General features: G+C 54.5%; 20 protein-coding genes. All 20 read left to right on the top strand.

The window, feature by feature from the left end; all coding sequences use genetic code 11:
* Positions 1-112: 112 nt before the first annotated feature.
* The 20 genes from R5C80_RS00315 (at position 113) to R5C80_RS00220 (ending at position 17,178) form a co-directional block, all read left to right on the top strand.
* On the top strand, positions 113-1,012 hold the full coding sequence (locus R5C80_RS00315; protein ID WP_319049641.1) for a ParA family protein: 900 nt from the start codon (positions 113-115) through the stop codon (positions 1,010-1,012).
* Complete coding sequence (locus R5C80_RS00310) at positions 1,012-2,211, top strand: ParB/RepB/Spo0J family partition protein (protein ID WP_319049640.1); 1,200 nt, start codon at positions 1,012-1,014, stop codon at positions 2,209-2,211. Before R5C80_RS00315 ends, R5C80_RS00310 begins: the two co-directional genes overlap by 1 nt.
* A gap of 611 nt (positions 2,212-2,822) precedes the next feature.
* Positions 2,823-2,960 (top strand): hypothetical protein, encoded by a 138-nt coding sequence (locus R5C80_RS00305; protein WP_153274579.1) that lies wholly within the window; start codon positions 2,823-2,825, stop codon positions 2,958-2,960.
* Between the two features lie 342 nt (positions 2,961-3,302).
* The gene (locus tag R5C80_RS00300) at positions 3,303-4,541 is read left to right on the top strand and encodes a toprim domain-containing protein (RefSeq protein WP_042854769.1); all 1,239 of its coding nucleotides are present in this window, start codon (positions 3,303-3,305) and stop codon (positions 4,539-4,541) included.
* Between the two features lie 469 nt (positions 4,542-5,010).
* Positions 5,011-5,151 carry a hypothetical protein gene (locus tag R5C80_RS00295; RefSeq protein WP_019439024.1) on the top strand — a complete coding sequence of 47 codons (141 nt, stop codon included), beginning with the start codon at positions 5,011-5,013 and terminating at the stop codon, positions 5,149-5,151.
* 71 nt (positions 5,152-5,222) lie between these two features.
* Positions 5,223-6,173, top strand: coding sequence for a PD-(D/E)XK nuclease family protein (locus R5C80_RS00290; protein ID WP_019484889.1), 951 nt, complete (start codon positions 5,223-5,225; stop codon positions 6,171-6,173).
* Between the two features lie 62 nt (positions 6,174-6,235).
* Positions 6,236-6,733 carry a hypothetical protein gene (locus tag R5C80_RS00285; protein WP_272837747.1) on the top strand — a complete coding sequence of 166 codons (498 nt, stop codon included), beginning with the start codon at positions 6,236-6,238 and terminating at the stop codon, positions 6,731-6,733.
* Between the two features lie 619 nt (positions 6,734-7,352).
* A complete protein-coding gene (locus R5C80_RS00280) occupies positions 7,353-7,649 on the top strand; it encodes a hypothetical protein (RefSeq protein ID WP_010792588.1) in 297 nt (98 codons plus the stop codon).
* A 46-nt stretch (positions 7,650-7,695) separates the two neighbouring features.
* Positions 7,696-7,869 carry a hypothetical protein gene (locus R5C80_RS00275; protein WP_272837748.1) on the top strand — a complete coding sequence of 58 codons (174 nt, stop codon included), beginning with the start codon at positions 7,696-7,698 and terminating at the stop codon, positions 7,867-7,869.
* An 80-nt stretch (positions 7,870-7,949) separates the two neighbouring features.
* Positions 7,950-8,387, top strand: coding sequence for a hypothetical protein (locus R5C80_RS00270; RefSeq protein WP_272837749.1), 438 nt, complete (start codon positions 7,950-7,952; stop codon positions 8,385-8,387).
* 159 nt (positions 8,388-8,546) lie between these two features.
* Positions 8,547-9,668 (top strand): AAA family ATPase, encoded by a 1,122-nt coding sequence (locus R5C80_RS00265; RefSeq protein WP_272837750.1) that lies wholly within the window; start codon positions 8,547-8,549, stop codon positions 9,666-9,668.
* An 11-nt stretch (positions 9,669-9,679) separates the two neighbouring features.
* Positions 9,680-10,501: a hypothetical protein gene (locus R5C80_RS00260; protein ID WP_209419107.1), complete on the top strand. Its 822-nt coding sequence runs from the start codon at positions 9,680-9,682 to the stop codon at positions 10,499-10,501.
* Between the two features lie 131 nt (positions 10,502-10,632).
* Entirely contained in the window at positions 10,633-10,890 is a 258-nt protein-coding gene (locus tag R5C80_RS00255; protein WP_209419108.1) for a hypothetical protein, read from the top strand.
* A gap of 167 nt (positions 10,891-11,057) precedes the next feature.
* Positions 11,058-11,273: a hypothetical protein gene (locus tag R5C80_RS00250; RefSeq protein ID WP_023111010.1), complete on the top strand. Its 216-nt coding sequence runs from the start codon at positions 11,058-11,060 to the stop codon at positions 11,271-11,273.
* Positions 11,274-11,275: 2 nt separating this feature from the next.
* On the top strand, positions 11,276-13,330 hold the full coding sequence (locus tag R5C80_RS00245; RefSeq protein WP_319049639.1) for a hypothetical protein: 2,055 nt from the start codon (positions 11,276-11,278) through the stop codon (positions 13,328-13,330).
* 116 nt (positions 13,331-13,446) lie between these two features.
* Complete coding sequence (locus R5C80_RS00240; RefSeq protein ID WP_023111008.1) at positions 13,447-13,725, top strand: hypothetical protein; 279 nt, start codon at positions 13,447-13,449, stop codon at positions 13,723-13,725.
* A gap of 158 nt (positions 13,726-13,883) precedes the next feature.
* Entirely contained in the window at positions 13,884-15,149 is a 1,266-nt protein-coding gene (locus tag R5C80_RS00235) for a DUF3150 domain-containing protein (RefSeq protein ID WP_058201940.1), read from the top strand.
* A gap of 73 nt (positions 15,150-15,222) precedes the next feature.
* Positions 15,223-15,993 carry a hypothetical protein gene (locus R5C80_RS00230; RefSeq protein WP_010794197.1) on the top strand — a complete coding sequence of 257 codons (771 nt, stop codon included), beginning with the start codon at positions 15,223-15,225 and terminating at the stop codon, positions 15,991-15,993.
* Between the two features lie 98 nt (positions 15,994-16,091).
* Positions 16,092-16,685 (top strand): hypothetical protein, encoded by a 594-nt coding sequence (locus tag R5C80_RS00225; protein ID WP_209419112.1) that lies wholly within the window; start codon positions 16,092-16,094, stop codon positions 16,683-16,685.
* Between the two features lie 112 nt (positions 16,686-16,797).
* Positions 16,798-17,178: a hypothetical protein gene (locus tag R5C80_RS00220; RefSeq protein ID WP_010792576.1), complete on the top strand. Its 381-nt coding sequence runs from the start codon at positions 16,798-16,800 to the stop codon at positions 17,176-17,178.
* The last annotated feature ends 137 nt before the right edge of the window (positions 17,179-17,315 follow it).

Genomic DNA, 17,315 nt, shown 5'->3' with positions numbered 1-17,315 from the left:
TGATTTTGCAATGCGGTCGCCGCCATGAAAAAAAGCTGCAAAGCAGGTGTTTTGACTTGAAATGGACTGCAATGCGGTTAGAGTGGACTCCATTGCAGACAAGGAGCCTCACATGGCCGCAATCCCGTTCAAGAAGAGAAAACTGCTCGCCGACGTCCATGCTGTTACTAACCAGAAGGGCGGCGTAGGCAAAACGACGATCGATTTCCATTGGCTGGTTTACTTGGTAGAGCAGGGATACCGCGTGCTGGGTATCGACCTGGACAGCCAAGGCAACTTCTCCAGTCGACTCGCGCCTGATTCCCGCAATGGAGGGCTCCGCAGCGCGCATCTCTTCAAAGAAGAACTGCCTGATCTCAAGCCCCTCCAGACGGCACTCGGCGCCGACTTGATCTATGCCCTGAACAAAGACGATGAGTTGAGTTCAGTAGAGCAGATTGGCTTGTCGGCGGTAGGTCCCTTTGCCAAGCACATCCAAATGTTGGCAGAGGATTACGATTACATCGTAATCGACACCCCACCTACCAATGGGGTGCGGATGATTGCGGCATCTGTGGTATCGGATCACATCTTTGTACCTGTGGAGCTGGCGGCGTTCGCTGTAGATGGCGTGATTTCTCTAATCGAGACGTTCGATATGGTCGGGCCGTTGTTCGGCACTCAGATCACTCCAACTGGGATCATCTGTAACAAATACAACACTCGCGTGAACGCTCACCGCGAGTCGTTGGAGGACCTGCGAAAAGTAGTTGGTCCCAAAATTCTTCAAAACAGTCTCTCGATCCGAGGTGCAATTGATACCGCGCTGCGCCAGTGCAAGCCCGTTTGGAGCATGCGAACCAATGGTGCTGAGCGTGAGACCGGCGTAGAAATGATCAGGCTGATGGAGGAAATGGCGCACCGAGCAGGCGTAGAAATTACGCCTGTGGTGATCGCACCGAAGGTGCCTCGGAAGAAAAAGCCGGTAAAGAAAAAGAGCCAATCGCGCGCTAAGAAAGTGGGGGCAATCTAATGGCTAAGACACTAGACCTAGGGAGTTTGACTCGACTGAATGACCTGATGGACCTTGGCCGGGCCGCACAGGAGAATCAGATTATTCTCCTCAGCGTAGATCAGATCGAGGTCAAACCCCAGGTGAGGAAAGACTTCAAGGAGATCGAGGAACTGGCAGCTAGCTACGATGACGAAGGGCAGCAAACCCCCATCATCGTTGGTCCGATGAATCCTGAAACTCAGAAGTACCCCTTGAAGAAAGGCGGTCGTCGCTATGCCGCTGCGGTACTTCGCCCTGGCTTTAAGCTGAAAGCTATCGTTGACGGCAAGAAACGCACGCCGGCCAAGGAGATCCTCTCGCAGCTGATCGAAAACGAGCAGCGGCAAAATCTCAACCCCTATGAGGTTGGTCAAGCCTTGGCTGAAGCCAAAGCTGAAGCTAAGGCTGCTGGGGAGCCCCTGTCCAACCAGGACTTGGCTACCTACATGGGGAAAAGCGAGACCTACATCTCTATTCATTTGGGACTCGCAGACCTTCCCGAGGAACTGGTTGACCTGATCAAAGGAGGCATTACGAGCGACAGCGAAGTCTTACGGGAAATGAAGCAACTGAAGAACCTTCAGCCCGAGACGTTCACTGCATTCATTGAAAGGGCAAAAGCGGAAGGCTCCATCAGCAGGCAGCAAGTACGTGATGCGGTCAGAGCAGCAAAAGGCAAGACAGTGCCCACGAAAGCTCCTCCGGCACAAGAACCGCAAACTGAACAGCAAGCTGGAAAAGTCGGGCATCCATCTCAAGATGGGGTAGGGAAGGGTGGTAATTCTTCTCAGGCGAACCCTCCTAGTCAGACCGACCAGTCCCCAGTTTCGCATGCTAAACCCGAGGGACAGTCAAAAGCCCAGGGCCAGGGCGAGACAAATACGCCAGCAGTTGTAACCACCCCTTCGCAGGAACAGGGGCCGGCCGCTGCGCCGAATGGTTCTTCGAAGAAGAATGGTAAGGGATACATACCGATTACTGCGGAGCGTCAGGTAATCGGTATCAAGGTTGCACTGGACAGTGCGGTAGCGTCCGGGTATTTGATGAATGATCGCGTCAGCGAAGATCCTTCCAAGGCATGGTGCATGCTGATGATCGGCGGATCACAACAGCCCAAGCAGATAAAGGTGGATCAGATCGACATCGTCAGCGTCGCAGCGATGGAGACCGATGGCTGAACTAAAACTTCAGTAGGGGAATAGGGCGCTTCAAGCAATTGAGGCGCCCTTTTTCATTTTGGGACACGGCGTACTTGAATGGCGGGGTAGGGCGACCTATCGTGAAGGCGTTTTCTCGTGATCTCCCGCTGTTGGTGAACTCACTGATAGCTGATCACAACCCGCCCCCGCCTTTGAATTCAAGGGTTGTGGTGGGAGATTGGTTCAGTGACTGTATTCAGTCGCCGTTCTGATCATCTCGCTTCAAGGTGAACCTGGTGCTTTTCACTTGGTTCATCGTTTTGCGATGTTCCAGTTGCATTGCATCTTGATCATCGTGATCTACCTGCTTCACGTTCTTTAACAAGTCAGTGTCGCGTGAGTTCGTAAAGGACTTCACTCTGCGATTTTGCGTTTTGGTGTGAACACGCCCATTCGCCAATTTTGCTGAGCTGGTTGCTGCGTTGTGGTGACATTCGCTCGGTTTGGTGTTTGGTGTGTGCCCCCTTGGCCTCATCATTCGCTATTCCGTCGCAGAGTGTTTTCTAAGCAAATCTCACTCGACCCCTAGGGCGATCCACGTCGCCTTCGGGAGGGTAGTGGTCGTCTCAATTCACATTGAGGACCACGACATGAAATATGCACTCACCTTTGCCTTTGCGCTTTCTGCTGCTCTCTTCCTTTTTCAGGGAGATGATGCGCGAAACACAATGACGAAGGTCCAACACGACAGATGTGCTTCCTTTGAAGCTGCTGGAGTTGAATGCTGATCTCGTGCCCTATGACTTAGTCAAGGGCACCCCTAATACAACCTTTGCAGGCTGTATTAGAGGTGCCCTAGACAGATGAGACGAAAGGCCCGGCGCAGCGATGCACCGGGCCTTTCTGCATTTGTAGACTTCATGTCCTTGATTTCAGCTGGGGGCCTCCTTAGCGTTGGAGGTGATCTTTCCCCCAGCTTTCGCATGCGAAATTCCGCACGGATGTCTGGAGAAGATTCCAGTCCCAGAATTCTGGAGCTGGGTTCTTTAAAAACTCGCGCTCGCGCAATTCCCACCCTTAGGGCAAGCCATCCCTAAGGGGACGTGGCTGCCTTGCAATTGGAGGTAGCTATGGATCGTCAAGACGACAATCGTCCGAAACTGTCTGAGGAAGTCCTGGAACTGGTGAAGAGCAACGGCGGTTGGCTTAACGTGATCCCACGTTTGACTAGCTCGTTCGATGCTGCACTCAAGAACCATGGACATCTGGTCGACTGCCCTTTCCCACACCGTCACCGGAATGGGGGAGGGAAGAGTGATTTCAGATTCTCAAACAAGCCGGGCTACGAAGACCGCGCTATCTGCTCCTGCTTGCAGGACGGTGGCCGGGACCCAGTAGAGCTTCTGATTCTGGACGGCGTCGGTCGCAACTTCACCGACGTAATGTTCAAAGTCAGAGATGCACTAACAAGCGGCAAAAGCTATACCCGTAAGGTCACTCCTGTAGTGGTCAATTCACGGGCTGGCATAAGTCCGGAGGATGAGCAGAAGCGGAAGGCGAAGCACATCAAGACTGCACAAGGCTTGATCTCGCTAACCCACCCGGATGCTCTTCCTGGCCGTTTATACTTTCAACACCGCGGTATCCCGCTTAACAGCAACCTTGGTGACGTGAAATTCCACCCGGCCCTCGAGTATTACGAAACCCGTAAGAAAGATGGTCAGGTTGTGAAGGAGCTCATCGGTCGGTTCCCGGCCATCGTGTCGGCGTTTCGGAGCAGGACTGGTCGAGTGGTGAACTTCCACAAGATCTACCTGACTCCGGATGGTCATAAGCTGGAAGGTGTCTCGAAGGTGAAGAAAATTGATTCCCCGTTGTCTGGCTTCAAAGGAGCGTCAATCCGAGTAGCAAACGTCGAAGGTTGCAGGACGCTGCATGTGACCGAAGGCGTAGAGAAAGGATGGGCAATCCACCTGGCAACAGGCGAGTCTGTTCGAGTAGCGCATGCCTGCACCACTCTGGCGACGTTGTTTGTCGATCGTGCTGAATTCGATAGGGTAGTTATCTGGTCTGATAACGACCCATACAACGAAGCACGTGGGAAATATGGCGATGGACAAACCTTTGCGTGGAAGCTCTTTATTGAGCTGATGCGTAAAGGGTTCGAGGTGGCCTTCATGCTGCCCGATGTGATTCACACTCCTGGAGCCAAGGGCCAGGATTGGGAAGATATCATCGTGGTTGAGAAGGTCTTTGGACAGCCATTGCCGCAACGCTTCCACCTCCTACGTGCGAAAGCATGCGAAGGTGGGATCTTCATGGGCTTCAAGCCAGCCAACGCAGATGGCTTGCTCAGTGCCTGTGCGTGAGCGCTCAAGAAACCCCGGTCCAGCTTTTGCTGGTCTGGGGTTTTTTTTCGCATGCTAAACCCAGAGTAGGTTTGTTTCGACCTTGGACATCTTGACTACTAGGATGTGCTCGGCTAAAAAGTGTCTGTCCCATTTGCCTTTCTCCGAAAGAGCAAACCCAGACTACGTTGGTGAATTCACCGAGGTTTTCAGGGGTGCGACTCGATACTCGAATTCGAGTTAGATGAGCACAGACATTGTTGGAACAGACTGGACGATCGTCTGATCAGTCCACAATCTCGAGATACCAGGCATGTCCTTTGCTCCTGCAAGGTAGACGTGTTCCAGGAACGTGTATCTCCCCGCCATTTCGGTATGTGTGTTCGCACACTAACCAGTCAAAGGCACCCTCCAGCTTCAATGCTTACCCCTGCACGGGATCTCTTCGCGAGCTTATTCCCGGTGCAGCGGGGATATAGGAGGAAACACCATGACAGGCCAAGTTGAACTTCTCGAAGCTCCATCCTTGTGGCAACAGCCAGAAGGTGAGCAATTGGAAATTGCGCAAGGGCGTTTTTTCCGCGGTGAGGATGACCAACCTGAAAAAGAATCTGAAGTCGTAGACTTCTAAACCATTCAAGAACCCACGAGGGCGACAAGATTGCCCTCGGGTAGTCGTGTGCGCCTAGAAAAGGTGATCCCATGACTTCGTTCGTGAATCCGCATTACATCTTCAATCCACTCCCGGATGAAGTAGACATAACGCTGTCTCCAACGCAGATCATGAAATCCATGGTTTGCACTCGGCTGCTGGGGTACTACCGAGCTCGTGTAAAACCCGAGGCAACCCCGCTCAACCTACTGTTCGGCTCAGCCTTGCATTGGGTGATCGAAGGGTTCGTCAAGGGATACATTCCAGAGGAGGAAATGGCCACTCAGTTTATTAACAAGTTCGAAGGTTTATCCGACGGAAAGTTGATAAGCATGGCCAAGTCTAAGTCTCGGGAAACAGCAGAGGTTCTTGGTAAACAATTAGCTGCAGGCTTTCCGTCTTACTTCCGTAATCTTGGCCTCAAGCCACTGATTATTGAAGGACAGTTCAAGTTGAAAATCGCTGAGCGTACCTTCATCACGCTAGTAATCGACTTTGTCGGTGAATGCACAAAACCTATATTCAACCCGAAAGGGGAGATGTTGGCTGATGTTGGCGACGTCGTGATCTTGGACTGGAAAACCGCTGCACAGCCTGAGGGTGAGTTGTTTTCCCGATACGGGTATCAGCTGACCTACTACTGGCTGGCAGTGAAATTAGCATGCCAGCAGTTGGGAATCAGGGAGCCAAAGCTTTGTGGTTATGCCTCAGGGCAGAAGCCCAACATCACGAAACCGGACTCCAAATCAGTTGTGAACGCCATCTGGCATCCAGTCCACTGGGTAAAACGGACGGCGGCCGACATTGGGGAAGCAGTGGAATATGCCCGCGTAGTTGCCAAACGGCTTCGCGCAGGTGAGTTTTTCCGTGCCCCTCATATGGCCTACGACTCACCCTGCGATAGTCACTCCAAACGGTGTGACATGGCGGGGCTATGCCTCGAAGGTTGCTTGTCGGGATACAGCGTTAAAGCAGGTCTGACACTTGCAGACCTAATCTGAATTTAAACAACCCTGTGGGGCAAAACAGCCCTACGGGGCTGGTGCGCCCTCGAGGAGGCTACATGCGTGAGTCTTATCGAATGGAGCGCTACGCTCAACGTGCTGTACGAATTCGCCGTGACAAGGAAGCTGAGGATCTCGCCAGTCGTAAGATTGGTGAGTTCCTGATGCGGAATTACTTGGCCGAAGGCGCCTTACTAGCTGAAGAGTTTGGGAGGGTGTCGTACCACGAGCGTTTACAGCTTATTGCCAACTCCTCTGAACTCATCATGAGCTCCGACGGGGAGGAAGGCATCAATGTGGTCTGGGGCTCGAATAAGCAGGTACTAACGCACAGGTTGCTGTCTCCGAGGATTCGGAGCGACTTCCACGGTGCGCATTACCTCGGTTCGTGGTCCCGCTCGATGCCCAAGTGGAAACACAATGAGCTTCGAGATGAAATCAAAGCCAAGTTAGAAGCCAGAGTTAAGGACCGAGTTGAACTGCGCAAGCAGGGCATGCTCGACTTCTCTCTGGAAATCGACGATATGCCACCGCTATTCCTCCAACCGGAGGGCTAATTTCCAGCCCTTTCGGGCCGGAAGTTCAACACTTCCGGCGGGACGCCCTGGTCGTGTTTCACATAACACGCGACGGCGTAACTTTGGAGGCAACATGAGCTACATAAAAAACCTGATGGTCGTGATCATTGCGTCCATCATGGGTGCTTCTGCCTCTTCCCTGTTTGTAGGATGGTCTACTAATGAACTTCGCATAGTCTTTGTGGTTTCCATATTGATGACTGCACTCATTACGTTGAACTCAACGGCTCAGGGACGGAAGAAGCGTCCTAAAATGAAGCCGACGCGCACGGTAAAACGTAAATCGCGTCGGGCAAAGAAGCGTGCACGTAGCCCCTAGGTGAGCAGAGGATCGAAAGAATCTCTTATTACTCATCGCGAGGATGCGACCATGTCTTTCAGTGTGACTCTCGGAATCCTGTTTCTTGCATTCGCAATTTACTGGGGTTGTGACTACGTTGAGCGCCGGCGTGCCGGTGGCGGCGTAGGTGGAACACGAAGCAGCACGCCATAAATTCCATGGACATACCCTGGGGGTGAAATTCCCCTTGGGGATGATCACCTCTGGGGTTAGGACAGGAGAAAAACCATGAACTAACTTAACTAGAAGGTGATTACCATGAAAACCAAAAAATCCAAGTTCGTTTCTAACCTAAAGCTATCAGTCGGGTTCGCCCTTTATGTTGGCTGCGGGGGAGATATACCAGCACCAAAAGCAATTGTTCCGATGATGTATTGGTCGGTGATCATTGCCGATTACGTGCTGCGGACAACGAACATAATTCGAAAATTGCTCAAACCGATTCTTCTCCACACCCCACTAGGGATGGCTTTCCTCGCCACGAGGTTTGCCCTGGATCTGGCCCTCGCGGCCTGTCATGCGGAAATGAAGCACATCGGAAAACCGGCCCGGTGATCGGGTTTCGGGTGGCCATCACCCGGATTTCGGGAAGGAGCATTCAATGAAGGCGTTTCAACAAGGTAAAGAAGCATATCGTTCGGGCAACTCCAACCAATCCAATCCGTACCCATCCATGTCCCAAGAGGGCAGGGCATGGGCAATGGGCTGGTTGGTAGCGAAAGAACCAGGCAACTGGGACGACATCGCAAGCCTCTACGACGACCAACCAGGCTAAGCCAGGTCGGACCCTCCCGACCTGCAGGCGGGAGTGAACTCTTCAATTCTCCCGTCTGCAGCGGGTAGGAGCTTTTAGCTATGCAACAACGCCAATACAGCGACAACGAACTGTTCGGGATCATCCAGGAAGTCTATTTCGGGGCAACCAGCTGGGAGCAAGGCCGTCAGGCTGCGCTACGAGGCCGGACCTTATCTGACAACCCTGAAACTCCCGACACCATCTCCTACGACGAGTGGAAGAAGGGGTTCGTTCATGGAGCCGTCTACGACGTTCCTCGGTCAGAGCAAATCGAAGAGATCGTGATGGTTGGCATCCTGCCGGTCATTGAGGTCCAGGTTTTGCCAGCACGCTCCTTCTGGGCCGTGCTGAACAACCTGCAAATCGATCTGCATCTCTCGGTTCCCGAGCTGGCTCGGAGAATCGGACTCGCAGAAGAGCGACTGTGCGCTGGGATGATCATGTTCGGGTTTTACGACTCGGATGCGATCCCCATGTACGACCGCGTAGCCGTCTAATAACGGGCCCCTTAGGGGCCTCTCCTTGCTCTGTGAGCTGGACCAAACATCCAGCTCAGAGCTGGGTGTTTGCTCGAGATCACCGATCTCACAACACCCGGCTCCGCGCCCGGGTGTACATCTCAATGCCCCGTGCGCGGCGGGTGCGAGGAAATACAAATGAACAACGTAGCCAAGAAAAACATCACCGTCGAAGAGATCAAAGCCGCTCACATTCAAGCTGTCACCAGCCAAAAGTTTGAGACGGTAATGGTCCACGAACTGTTCGGCTTCTCTACCCCGTTGAAGGGTTTTGAGAAGCCGATCCCGGTACCAGCAGAGCGTCATCCGCTTTCGCCGAGTATCGACAGCAGTTACAAGTTCAATGAGAGCCTGGTTCGCCGGATTCTCCTGAGCATGGCGACGAAAGACGCCATCATGCTGGTAGGCGAGAAGGGGACTGGCAAGACCTCTCTCATCGGCCAAGTCAATGGTCGTCTTAACCGTCCATCAATCGCAATCAATGCCGGTCCCGGTGTTGATGAAGGTTACCTGGTAGGGTTCCGAACCCTGGGGAAGGACGGTGTGAAAAGTGTTGATGGTGTGCTGAGTTATGCCTATCGCAATGGGCTGAGCTGCACCATCGACGAAATCTGCAGCCTGAATCCCGGCGTGCTTCTCAGTCTGAACGACATCCTCCAAGGTGATGAAGTCGTGACGCTGAAACACCACGGGATTGACCCTGAACTGGACCCGAGGGAACTCCTCGGCCTCGAAGGTGGGATGAACATCGTTCGTCACCCGTCGTTCCGGTTGTTCGCAACCGATAACACTGGTGGTAAGTCCTCGCGTGATCCTCGGTATGCCGGCACGAAGGGACAGAACGCTGCAGTACGTAGCCGCTTCACCTCCTTCAAGACCAACTTCATGTCGGCTGAGAAAGAGATGGCTGCTCTGCATGGTCTGAACACTGGAGTGGATGATCTCAACATCCAACTGATGGTTGAGTTCGCGTTCCGGTTCCGTGTTGCGTTTTCGCAGGAGGAGGCGTTCGACAACATCTCCTTCCGTGAGCTCAAACGCTGGGTTACCAAAATGGCTCTGTATGATGATCTGGATGAATCCTTCGTCGACGCTATCTACGGCAACCTCGAAGAAGCGGACCAGGCTCTGGCCCGCGAACTCTTCGATGAAACCTTCGATCGCGACCTCGTACTTCCGGAAGAGTACACCACCTCGGTGGCGGACCAGCTGGATGCGCTGACGAAAGCTGCGGTTAGCAATGCGGCTCAGATAGCGTAAGGAGGTAGGTGATGTTCTACCTGACGAACGATTCGGGACGTTTCATCGCTGTACGTGGGGACGTGAATACGTTCCTCGTGACAGTGTGGGAAGGTTCAGTCATGCGAGGTGTTTCCGGTAAGAAGGAGTTGCTCTGCGGAACAGCGGAGGAAGCGTGGGAGCATGTTTGTGCCCAAGTTGCCGACGCTCGAAGCAACGGCTATTCGTCGCAGCCAATCGATCATTCCCCCGTGGAACTCGATGCAGCTCAGTCGATAGTCGCTGAGTTTGACCTCCTAAGCCGGGGAATCTATGTCCGTGTCAAAAGCTGCACTGCAGAGCAGTTCAATGAGGGGCTTGCCCACTTAGAGAATGTAGTTCGGGTGCTCATCGATGCGGGTCATCCCCTAGCTTTCAGGATGGTAGGCAATGAGTTTGAAGTCGCTTTGAACGGGGCTTCGATTCGTAAAGGCATCGCCTCGATACGGGACTGGGAAACCATGTCCCCGAAGGGGCGTGAAATTTTCGAGGAAAGGGGCTTTATCGACAGCACCAACCTGCTGCCAAGCGGGAAGGGGTTATGGCGATTTAGAACCCAAGAGTCGGTTTTGGATGTCTGTGCACGGGCTTTTCTTGCCGAGCTCAACAAAGCCGGAGCCGAGTTCTCGGTAACGAGTGACTCTGACTACACCCTCGATTTCCAGCGACCGTTCCAACGCCAGTCCGTTCAAGAAATGGACTGGTACAAGACGTTCCCTGGCCTTCTGAAGGTGCTTGAAGATGCCAGTCTACTAGGTGGCTCCAGGACAAAGGTTTCGGTGCCCACCAACATCGGTATGTCCCTGTTCTTATAACTAGGCCCCATGGGCCTCCCTCCTTGTGAGCTGGACAAATCCGGCTCATGCCGGGTTTGTTCTAACGAGCCCGGCACCGCGCCCGGGCTTTTTTCTACATTGCCCGTGCGCGGCGGGTGAGAGGTAAGACCATGAAAATCGCAATCGCGAAACTGGATGCTGCTCTGGACAAGTTCTGGATTGGCGTTGTGCTGCATGCCTACCACCGTTTGATGAGTGCGCACTACCGCCGTAAGGCGGCGCGCCTCGCCCAAAAGGTTCAAGGCCGTGCAAACGAGATCCAAATACCCGCCTACCAAGTGCGGGCCAAAGATCAGTTTCTAAGCCATCGCCACCAAGTCCTGCGTCATGACTTGGAAGCAAAATTGATCCGCGGGGAAACCTGCTGATCCATGCGGACTGCCCCTTCGGGGGCAGTCACTCCGCTCAGTGAGCTGGACCAACAATCCGGCTCACAGCCGGGTTGTTGTTCGAGGTCATTGATCTCAAACCACCCGGCTCCGCGCCCGGGTGATCATCTCGATGCCCCGTGCGCGGCGGGTGCGAGGAAATACCCATGAACCTGATTCAGAAAGCAATCAAAGCAGCAAAAGACAAAGTCCTGCTCAAGTACCACCGGGTTGCCGCTCGGATGTACCTGAAACGGGCTACGTACGTTGCAGACCAAGTGATCTACACCCGCTTTAAGGTCCCCACTCAAGCACTTCGTGTGCTGCGAGAGAAGGCCAATGAGCACACCCAGAAAGCCTACGCAATCCGGAAGGGAGTCTGATCATGAGTAAGCTGCAACGTACCACGAAACAGTTCCAGGACGGTTGGATTTCCTTCCTTCGTGTTCTGGCAAGAAACTCCAAGATCAAGTTTGTGATTCGTCCGAATGTCAGACCGTGCACCGACGGTAAGGTCGCGTACCTACCGTCTCTGCCGGCGAATTTGACAGAGGAAGACTTGATCCTGTTCAAGCGTTGGGGTTACCACGAAGTCGGCCACATCATGCACAGCGATGTGCCGTTTTTTCAGGAGTTCAGCATGGAGCATGGTGCCTTCGCGGGCCTGCTGCTGAACGCTGTCGACGACGTGTATATGGAATACGCTCAAACTCGGTCTTCTCGACGTTCTGAGCGTTTCTTCCGTCAGGGAGCAGCGATCATGTTCGATCGCGGCATGTTCCGGGACGGAAGCCAAAGCCCCCAAGAAGCATTTGCAAGCTACACCTTGTGCTTCCTTCGCAGCCGTCGGTGGAGTGAGTACCTGCAGCCTCTAGCGGCTGTTCGGAAAAACTTCGATGCCCACTTCGGTGAGCATGCCGACCTGGTGCGTGAAAACCTGGAAACCATCCTTCTGGCTGAGTACCCGAGCGTTCGTTCCACTCAAGACGCCGGCGATCTCACCCTTCGGCTGATCGAAATGCTGAAGCAGCAGCGTGACCAGCAGGATGAGCAGCCCCAACAGGAACCTGAAGACGACAATTCGGAAGGTGACGAAGGGGATGACCAGGACGATCAGCAATCCTCGCAAGGGGATGATGAGAGTAATCAGGAAGACGATCAGACCTCTGACAACGGCCAAGGCCAGGGCCAGAAAGATGATCAAGAACCTACCAACGGTGACGCCGGTGGTCAGGGTAGCGATGACGGTAAAGCTGACGACGAGTCCGACTCCAAGGCTGATGGCCAAGGTGCGCCGGGCGAGGATGACGCTGATGCCAATAACCAATCCGAGAATGCCCAAGGCGACAACCAAGGGCAAAACGGGGTCGACCTCGCCGAGTTGATCGAGCAAATGCTCAGCAGCAATGGTGGTGACGATTCCGAAGTCCTGGATATGGACAAAGTGATTCAGCAACTCGCGACTAGCATCCAGAACGGTACCAACCCGGACTATCAGGATGCTGCTCCGGTTCCAGCTTTCGAAGTTGAACCGAGCGATGTGGAGAACCAACCCTCACTGGGGGCTGGAACGGTCAAGGACTTGGTCGAAGGGATGCTTGTTTGCCCTGCTGACAAGGAACATGCACGTGAACTGGCTGATGCGCTAGACCGCAAGGTCAATGTACTGGCCACGAAACTGCAGGCCTACCTGTTAAACCGAGAAGAAGCGGACGTCTACTCGACGCGCCGCGGTTCGCTCGGACAATCTCACCTCTACCGTGCAGGTATGGGAGACAGCCGTATCTTCGAACGTAAAGAGGAAACGGTACTCCCTACCGCAGCGGTCTCTGTTCTTGCAGATCTTTCCAGCTCGACAAGCTGGGTTGATCCTAGCGTTCTCGCGACGTTGGCGAAGGCGAAAGCCAAGGCCATTGCTGCCGGGGAAGCTATCAATGAAAAAGAGTACGAGGTGCAGACTGTTGCCAAATCCATCCAGCAGAGCCTGCTGATCATGGAGAAGGTGTTCCACAGGATCGACACTCCACGCGAGTTCTTGGGCTTTGCTCCAAAAACTGGCCATCTCAACACGGTGGTGAGGACCTTCGGGGACTCCCATCAAAACGCGGTTGACCGCATTGGCGGTCTGGACAGCATCACCGGCGGGAATCACACCCCGATTGGTGAGGCGGTTTTCCAAGCAGCCCAACGCCTGGCAAGCCATCCGGCACAGAGGAAGCTGATGTTTGTCCTCACGGATGGTGCTCCGTCGTGTGCGACCCTGGCTACAGAACAGACTGCGTTGGCGGTCGACGCTGGAATCAAGGTGGTGTACCTCCTCATCGGCAATGAGGTCCGAAAGGACTGGCTGGAAGAGGCGGGTATCCCGTACGCCGTTGCTGCAACCGCAGATGACGTTGGTCCAGCTCTTCTGGAGCAAGCCAAGCAGCTGCTGATGTAACCACTGATGCCGCCCTTCGGGGCGGTCTCCCTCTCTCCAACGAGCTGGAAAACCATCCGGCTCGCGCCCGGGTGTTCTCAATGATCACCCCGTGCGCGACGGGGGAGGGCAATTCAATGGCAACTCAAACTCAAGTCTACGGACGGTCAGTAGACAGCGTTTTGCACTTTCGTCGCGAGTCCACAGGAGTTCGTCTTACCCAAGCCGAACTCCAGGGCTACATCGAGGAGGTAGGAACATTCGCGCGCGATCTTCGGGTCCGGGATGAGGGCAACACCCTCGTCTTGAGCTTCAGCTGGATGCGTGAAACCTACAGCTATGTGCTGGACAAAACAGAGTACGGCTATTCCCAGCGCACTCCGCTGGGAGAGGGCACGATTCTACGTCTGCTGTAACAGTGGCCCCCTCGGGGGCCTTCCTTGCTCAGTGAGCTGGACCAACAATCCGGCTCACTGCCGGGTTGTTGTTCGAGGTCATTGATCTCAAACCACCCGGCTCCGCGCCCGGGTGTACATCTCAATGCCCCGTGCGCGGCGGGTGCGAGGAAATACCGATGACTCAAGTAATCAGCGCTGCAAATGACAACAAAGTAGTAGTAATCAACCTGCTGGTTTCCGCGATGGCGGCCGATCGTCAGATCGATCTCGACGTGCTGAATATCAAGGTTGAAGAGTTGCACGATGAGATCCGTAAGCTGGTGACTGAGAAGATCTTCCCGAAAGACTTTCTCCGTAACTACGCCCGGCTCCGTGAAAACGGCGAAACCCTCCTGAAGCAAGACGGTTCCATCATGTGCTCCATTGGGGCAGTGATGAGCCGCAGCGAAGCGGTCATCAAGATCCGTGAGCTGAACAAGATCAAGGAGGAGTGGGCTCAGCAACTCGCTAAAGATGAACCTGGCTATCAGGCAATGTGCGACAAGCACCTGCTGGAGATGAGCCAGAAGGCAATTGCAAAAGGTGCCGACTCTGCCCAGGTAATGCTGCTGGCCGAACACCTTCGTAAGCGCCAACCAACTTGGGAAGAGGTAGCCGCACGGTTCAAATTCGAGTTTGTCGTCACTCCGGTAACAATGGAGGATGGCGAGTTCGATGCGGACCTGTATGAAGCGCAACGCGACAGCGTTGTTGCTTTGCGGGAGGGTGTCCTCGGAGCAGTCATTCAACACGTCTGCAAAGAGTCCATGGAGATCCTGGAAACCCTCGACAAGAAGACAACCGGGAGCCAATCGGGCGAAGTGAAGGTTAACCCCCGAACTGTCCGTCGTGCTCAAGCGATGTGTGTGAAGCTGAACTCCCTGGCTTTCATTCACCCGCTTATCCGTCCCCTCCATGACGCCCTGAAAAGCGAAATGGACAAGGTGCCGGCTAACGGTTTTCTCACTGGTGGTGAATTCCAAAATCTGCGGGAATGCCTGAAGTCACTGCGCGACCAGACCATCGTTTGGGACCGCTTGAAGAACGGCCAACCCCTGATCCAGGTAGCAACCACTGCTGCTGCGAGCAACACCGCACAGCAAGCTCTTGCGACTGCTCAAGCCAACCTTGGGCAAGCTCAGCAAGCAACTTCGAACCAGCCCGCTTCAACCGCTCCGGCGGCCACGGCGTCAATGCCTGCAACTTCGGTTGTGAGCACTGTTCAGGCTGGCGCTGCTGCACCTGCAGCAGCTGTAGCTCAAACCACGGCAACTCCGGTTGTAGTGGCACAAGCTACCGACGAAGAGGACGACACCACGGTCCCGGACGCGGTTGAGTCCACGCCTGTTGTGCAAGAAGAGCCGAAGCCGGCTCTGTCGCAGAACTTCGCGCTGTTCCTCTAAGCAATACCTCCCTCCCACCCCTGACGGGCCACCACACCCCGTCAGGGGAGTGGTGCGCCCTATGGAGCGCACTATGCAAGTCGATCTCTTTGGCGAACCCATCCTGTCCAACCCCATTCAACCCTCCTCGGAGGCGGATGCACCGGTGGATTTGTTTGGAGTAGCCATCAATCAACCAACCGCAGTTGAGAAACCCAAAGCAGTTCGAAAGGCCCCAACTAGGCTGGTAATCGACAGGAAGGCCCTCTGGTCCTCCTCCGGTTATTTGCCTGGCGTGAAAGAGCTGGATGAGGATGATGATTTGTCGGATGCACTCTCGACGTCGGATACCCGTTCAGACAATTCCACGATCGAGCGCCTGGAGAAGGCTCTTGGAATGGCACCGGTCATCAAAGATGGCAAGTGGCAAACCGACGAGCTCGGATACCAGTACCGCCGAGTAGGCAAGCCGTTCAAGGGGAGTCGAGTTTTCGGAAAACGAGGCTCGATGATCTGGGAACTCAATCGCCAGTTCGTGCTGACCTCTGCGAGGGATGCTCTTGAACCGGTGTTCACTGACCCCTGCTGCTGGCTCATCATCAACTCCGTCCATGTGCTAGCCATCCGGCTGCGCATGATGGATGAGGATGAAGATCCGTATGCATGCCTGCAGGCCTTCCTGCAGGTCATGACGCAGCACGACTTCATCGATAACTCCCGAAAGGGGGAAACGATCCGCAGGCTGACCAAACGGGACCAGATGCGGGACAAGCGTGCAGCGGCACGGAAAGCAAAAGAAGAGAAACCGGTTTCCAACTCGCTCATGCGAGACATGGAAAACGATGACTTTGATTGCGACGAGTAACTCACTGCGAACAGACCCCTGCGCCGGCGGGGCCTGAAAATTCATTCAGCCACCTTCGAGTGTGCGAACTGGGCCCCGGCTCCCAGAGGAGAAACATAATGACTCATGTTCTGAAAGCAAAGCTGACTGCTGTTGCCGATGTGGTTGTTCTGAAACTGGCTGGGGCTGTCTGGAAACTGGTGAAGGTCTTTGACCCGAGGCCGGTCCAGGAGCACTTCGCCGCACGACCACCTGTAAACGGCGTGACATTCGGCAAAGTCTTCAGCCTCCCTCGGGAGGATGCAGGCCAGTCGATTGTTCGGTTGGGCTGGCAGCACATCAAATCGGAGAACAAGAAAACAGGGATCGTCAGCCGTAAAAAGCTGGTGAAGATCTTCAACCCTGCAAACGGCCACTTCGTGGTTCTGTGGGCAATGGGAGCAAACGAAGGTCGTCCTTTGCCCCGGGATGCCATGGCGATCGATTACGACGCTAAGTTGGCTCTGGGGATCTCCAAGAAGGAAGAGGAAGCGGAACTGATTGTTGGCGAAGCCAACCTCGGTGACCGCGAATTCTTCCATATGTACACCGACCATGACGCATCCAGTCGTAGCGCTCGCGCTCTCGGCTGGTATCTGTTCATGGCTGGTATCGGCTGGTCCGTGGGAGTAACCGTCGAAGGATTGGTTACCGCACTTCTGCGGATGTTCTAAGCCTGAAGTGACACCGCCTCTCCCTTAGGGGAGGGCGGACGTCACCTCCAAGCATCCTCGACGAGGGCGTTTGGAGGTGGCGTCCGCCTTAACCGAAATCGAGAGGTGAATCATGAACGGTGTATCGAACAGAGCCTACGACCTGCTGAAATCCTTCGGGAATTCTGGGCTCACACTCGAGAGCCATTTCCCCAAAGGGGTGGAAGGCAACATAGCCCGCCACACAGCACCCAAGTTGATGTTTCCAGACTCAATGCCGCTTGAACTCGTTCGCGATCACATCGAGCGCTGGAACCGGAAGCTGCAGGGGCTGTTTCCTGGTATGGGTTATTACGCTTTCAGTCCTGCGGACGAGATGGCGAATCCGGGGAACCACGTGCTGGTTCTCTTTGCCGATGATTCCTTCTTCAAAGCTTTTATGGGCGGCGTTCAGAAAGTCGACGTACTCACTTCGCTGTGGGACTTCGATGCCTGCGTTCGGCTGTTGCGGTAATTTCCGCGGCAGATCGGAGCGGCCAAGGGCGCGCGTGGACCTGGTCACGCTGAAGGGGGCTGAGAATCCGCCCCCTGGCGCTCAGCCCCCCGTTTTCACTGGAAGGCCAAGGCCTTGCCGGTAACCTCTAGGGCATC

The sequence above is a fragment of the Pseudomonas sp. On1 genome (assembly GCF_033783325.1).
This window is presented reverse-complemented; position numbering and strand designations above follow the sequence as displayed.

Bases quoted from the DNA above. Each gene is read 5' to 3' on its own strand.
- R5C80_RS00250 (WP_023111010.1), top strand. From the start codon at position 11,058: ATGAACCTGATTCAGAAAGCAATCAAAGCAGCAAAAGACAAAGTCCTG.
- R5C80_RS00235 (WP_058201940.1), top strand. From the start codon at position 13,884: ATGACTCAAGTAATCAGCGCTGCAAATGACAACAAAGTAGTAGTAATC.
- R5C80_RS00295 (WP_019439024.1), top strand. From the start codon at position 5,011: ATGACAGGCCAAGTTGAACTTCTCGAAGCTCCATCCTTGTGGCAACAG.
- R5C80_RS00310 (WP_319049640.1), top strand. From the start codon at position 1,012: ATGGCTAAGACACTAGACCTAGGGAGTTTGACTCGACTGAATGACCTG.
- R5C80_RS00230 (WP_010794197.1), top strand. From the start codon at position 15,223: ATGCAAGTCGATCTCTTTGGCGAACCCATCCTGTCCAACCCCATTCAA.
- R5C80_RS00300 (WP_042854769.1), top strand. From the start codon at position 3,303: ATGGATCGTCAAGACGACAATCGTCCGAAACTGTCTGAGGAAGTCCTG.
- R5C80_RS00260 (WP_209419107.1), top strand. From the start codon at position 9,680: ATGTTCTACCTGACGAACGATTCGGGACGTTTCATCGCTGTACGTGGG.
- R5C80_RS00305 (WP_153274579.1), top strand. From the start codon at position 2,823: ATGAAATATGCACTCACCTTTGCCTTTGCGCTTTCTGCTGCTCTCTTC.
- R5C80_RS00220 (WP_010792576.1), top strand. From the start codon at position 16,798: ATGAACGGTGTATCGAACAGAGCCTACGACCTGCTGAAATCCTTCGGG.
- R5C80_RS00240 (WP_023111008.1), top strand. From the start codon at position 13,447: ATGGCAACTCAAACTCAAGTCTACGGACGGTCAGTAGACAGCGTTTTG.
- R5C80_RS00270 (WP_272837749.1), top strand. From the start codon at position 7,950: ATGCAACAACGCCAATACAGCGACAACGAACTGTTCGGGATCATCCAG.
- R5C80_RS00275 (WP_272837748.1), top strand. From the start codon at position 7,696: ATGAAGGCGTTTCAACAAGGTAAAGAAGCATATCGTTCGGGCAACTCC.
- R5C80_RS00255 (WP_209419108.1), top strand. From the start codon at position 10,633: ATGAAAATCGCAATCGCGAAACTGGATGCTGCTCTGGACAAGTTCTGG.
- R5C80_RS00315 (WP_319049641.1), top strand. From the start codon at position 113: ATGGCCGCAATCCCGTTCAAGAAGAGAAAACTGCTCGCCGACGTCCAT.
- R5C80_RS00290 (WP_019484889.1), top strand. From the start codon at position 5,223: ATGACTTCGTTCGTGAATCCGCATTACATCTTCAATCCACTCCCGGAT.
- R5C80_RS00280 (WP_010792588.1), top strand. From the start codon at position 7,353: ATGAAAACCAAAAAATCCAAGTTCGTTTCTAACCTAAAGCTATCAGTC.
- R5C80_RS00225 (WP_209419112.1), top strand. From the start codon at position 16,092: ATGACTCATGTTCTGAAAGCAAAGCTGACTGCTGTTGCCGATGTGGTT.
- R5C80_RS00285 (WP_272837747.1), top strand. From the start codon at position 6,236: ATGCGTGAGTCTTATCGAATGGAGCGCTACGCTCAACGTGCTGTACGA.
- R5C80_RS00265 (WP_272837750.1), top strand. From the start codon at position 8,547: ATGAACAACGTAGCCAAGAAAAACATCACCGTCGAAGAGATCAAAGCC.
- R5C80_RS00245 (WP_319049639.1), top strand. From the start codon at position 11,276: ATGAGTAAGCTGCAACGTACCACGAAACAGTTCCAGGACGGTTGGATT.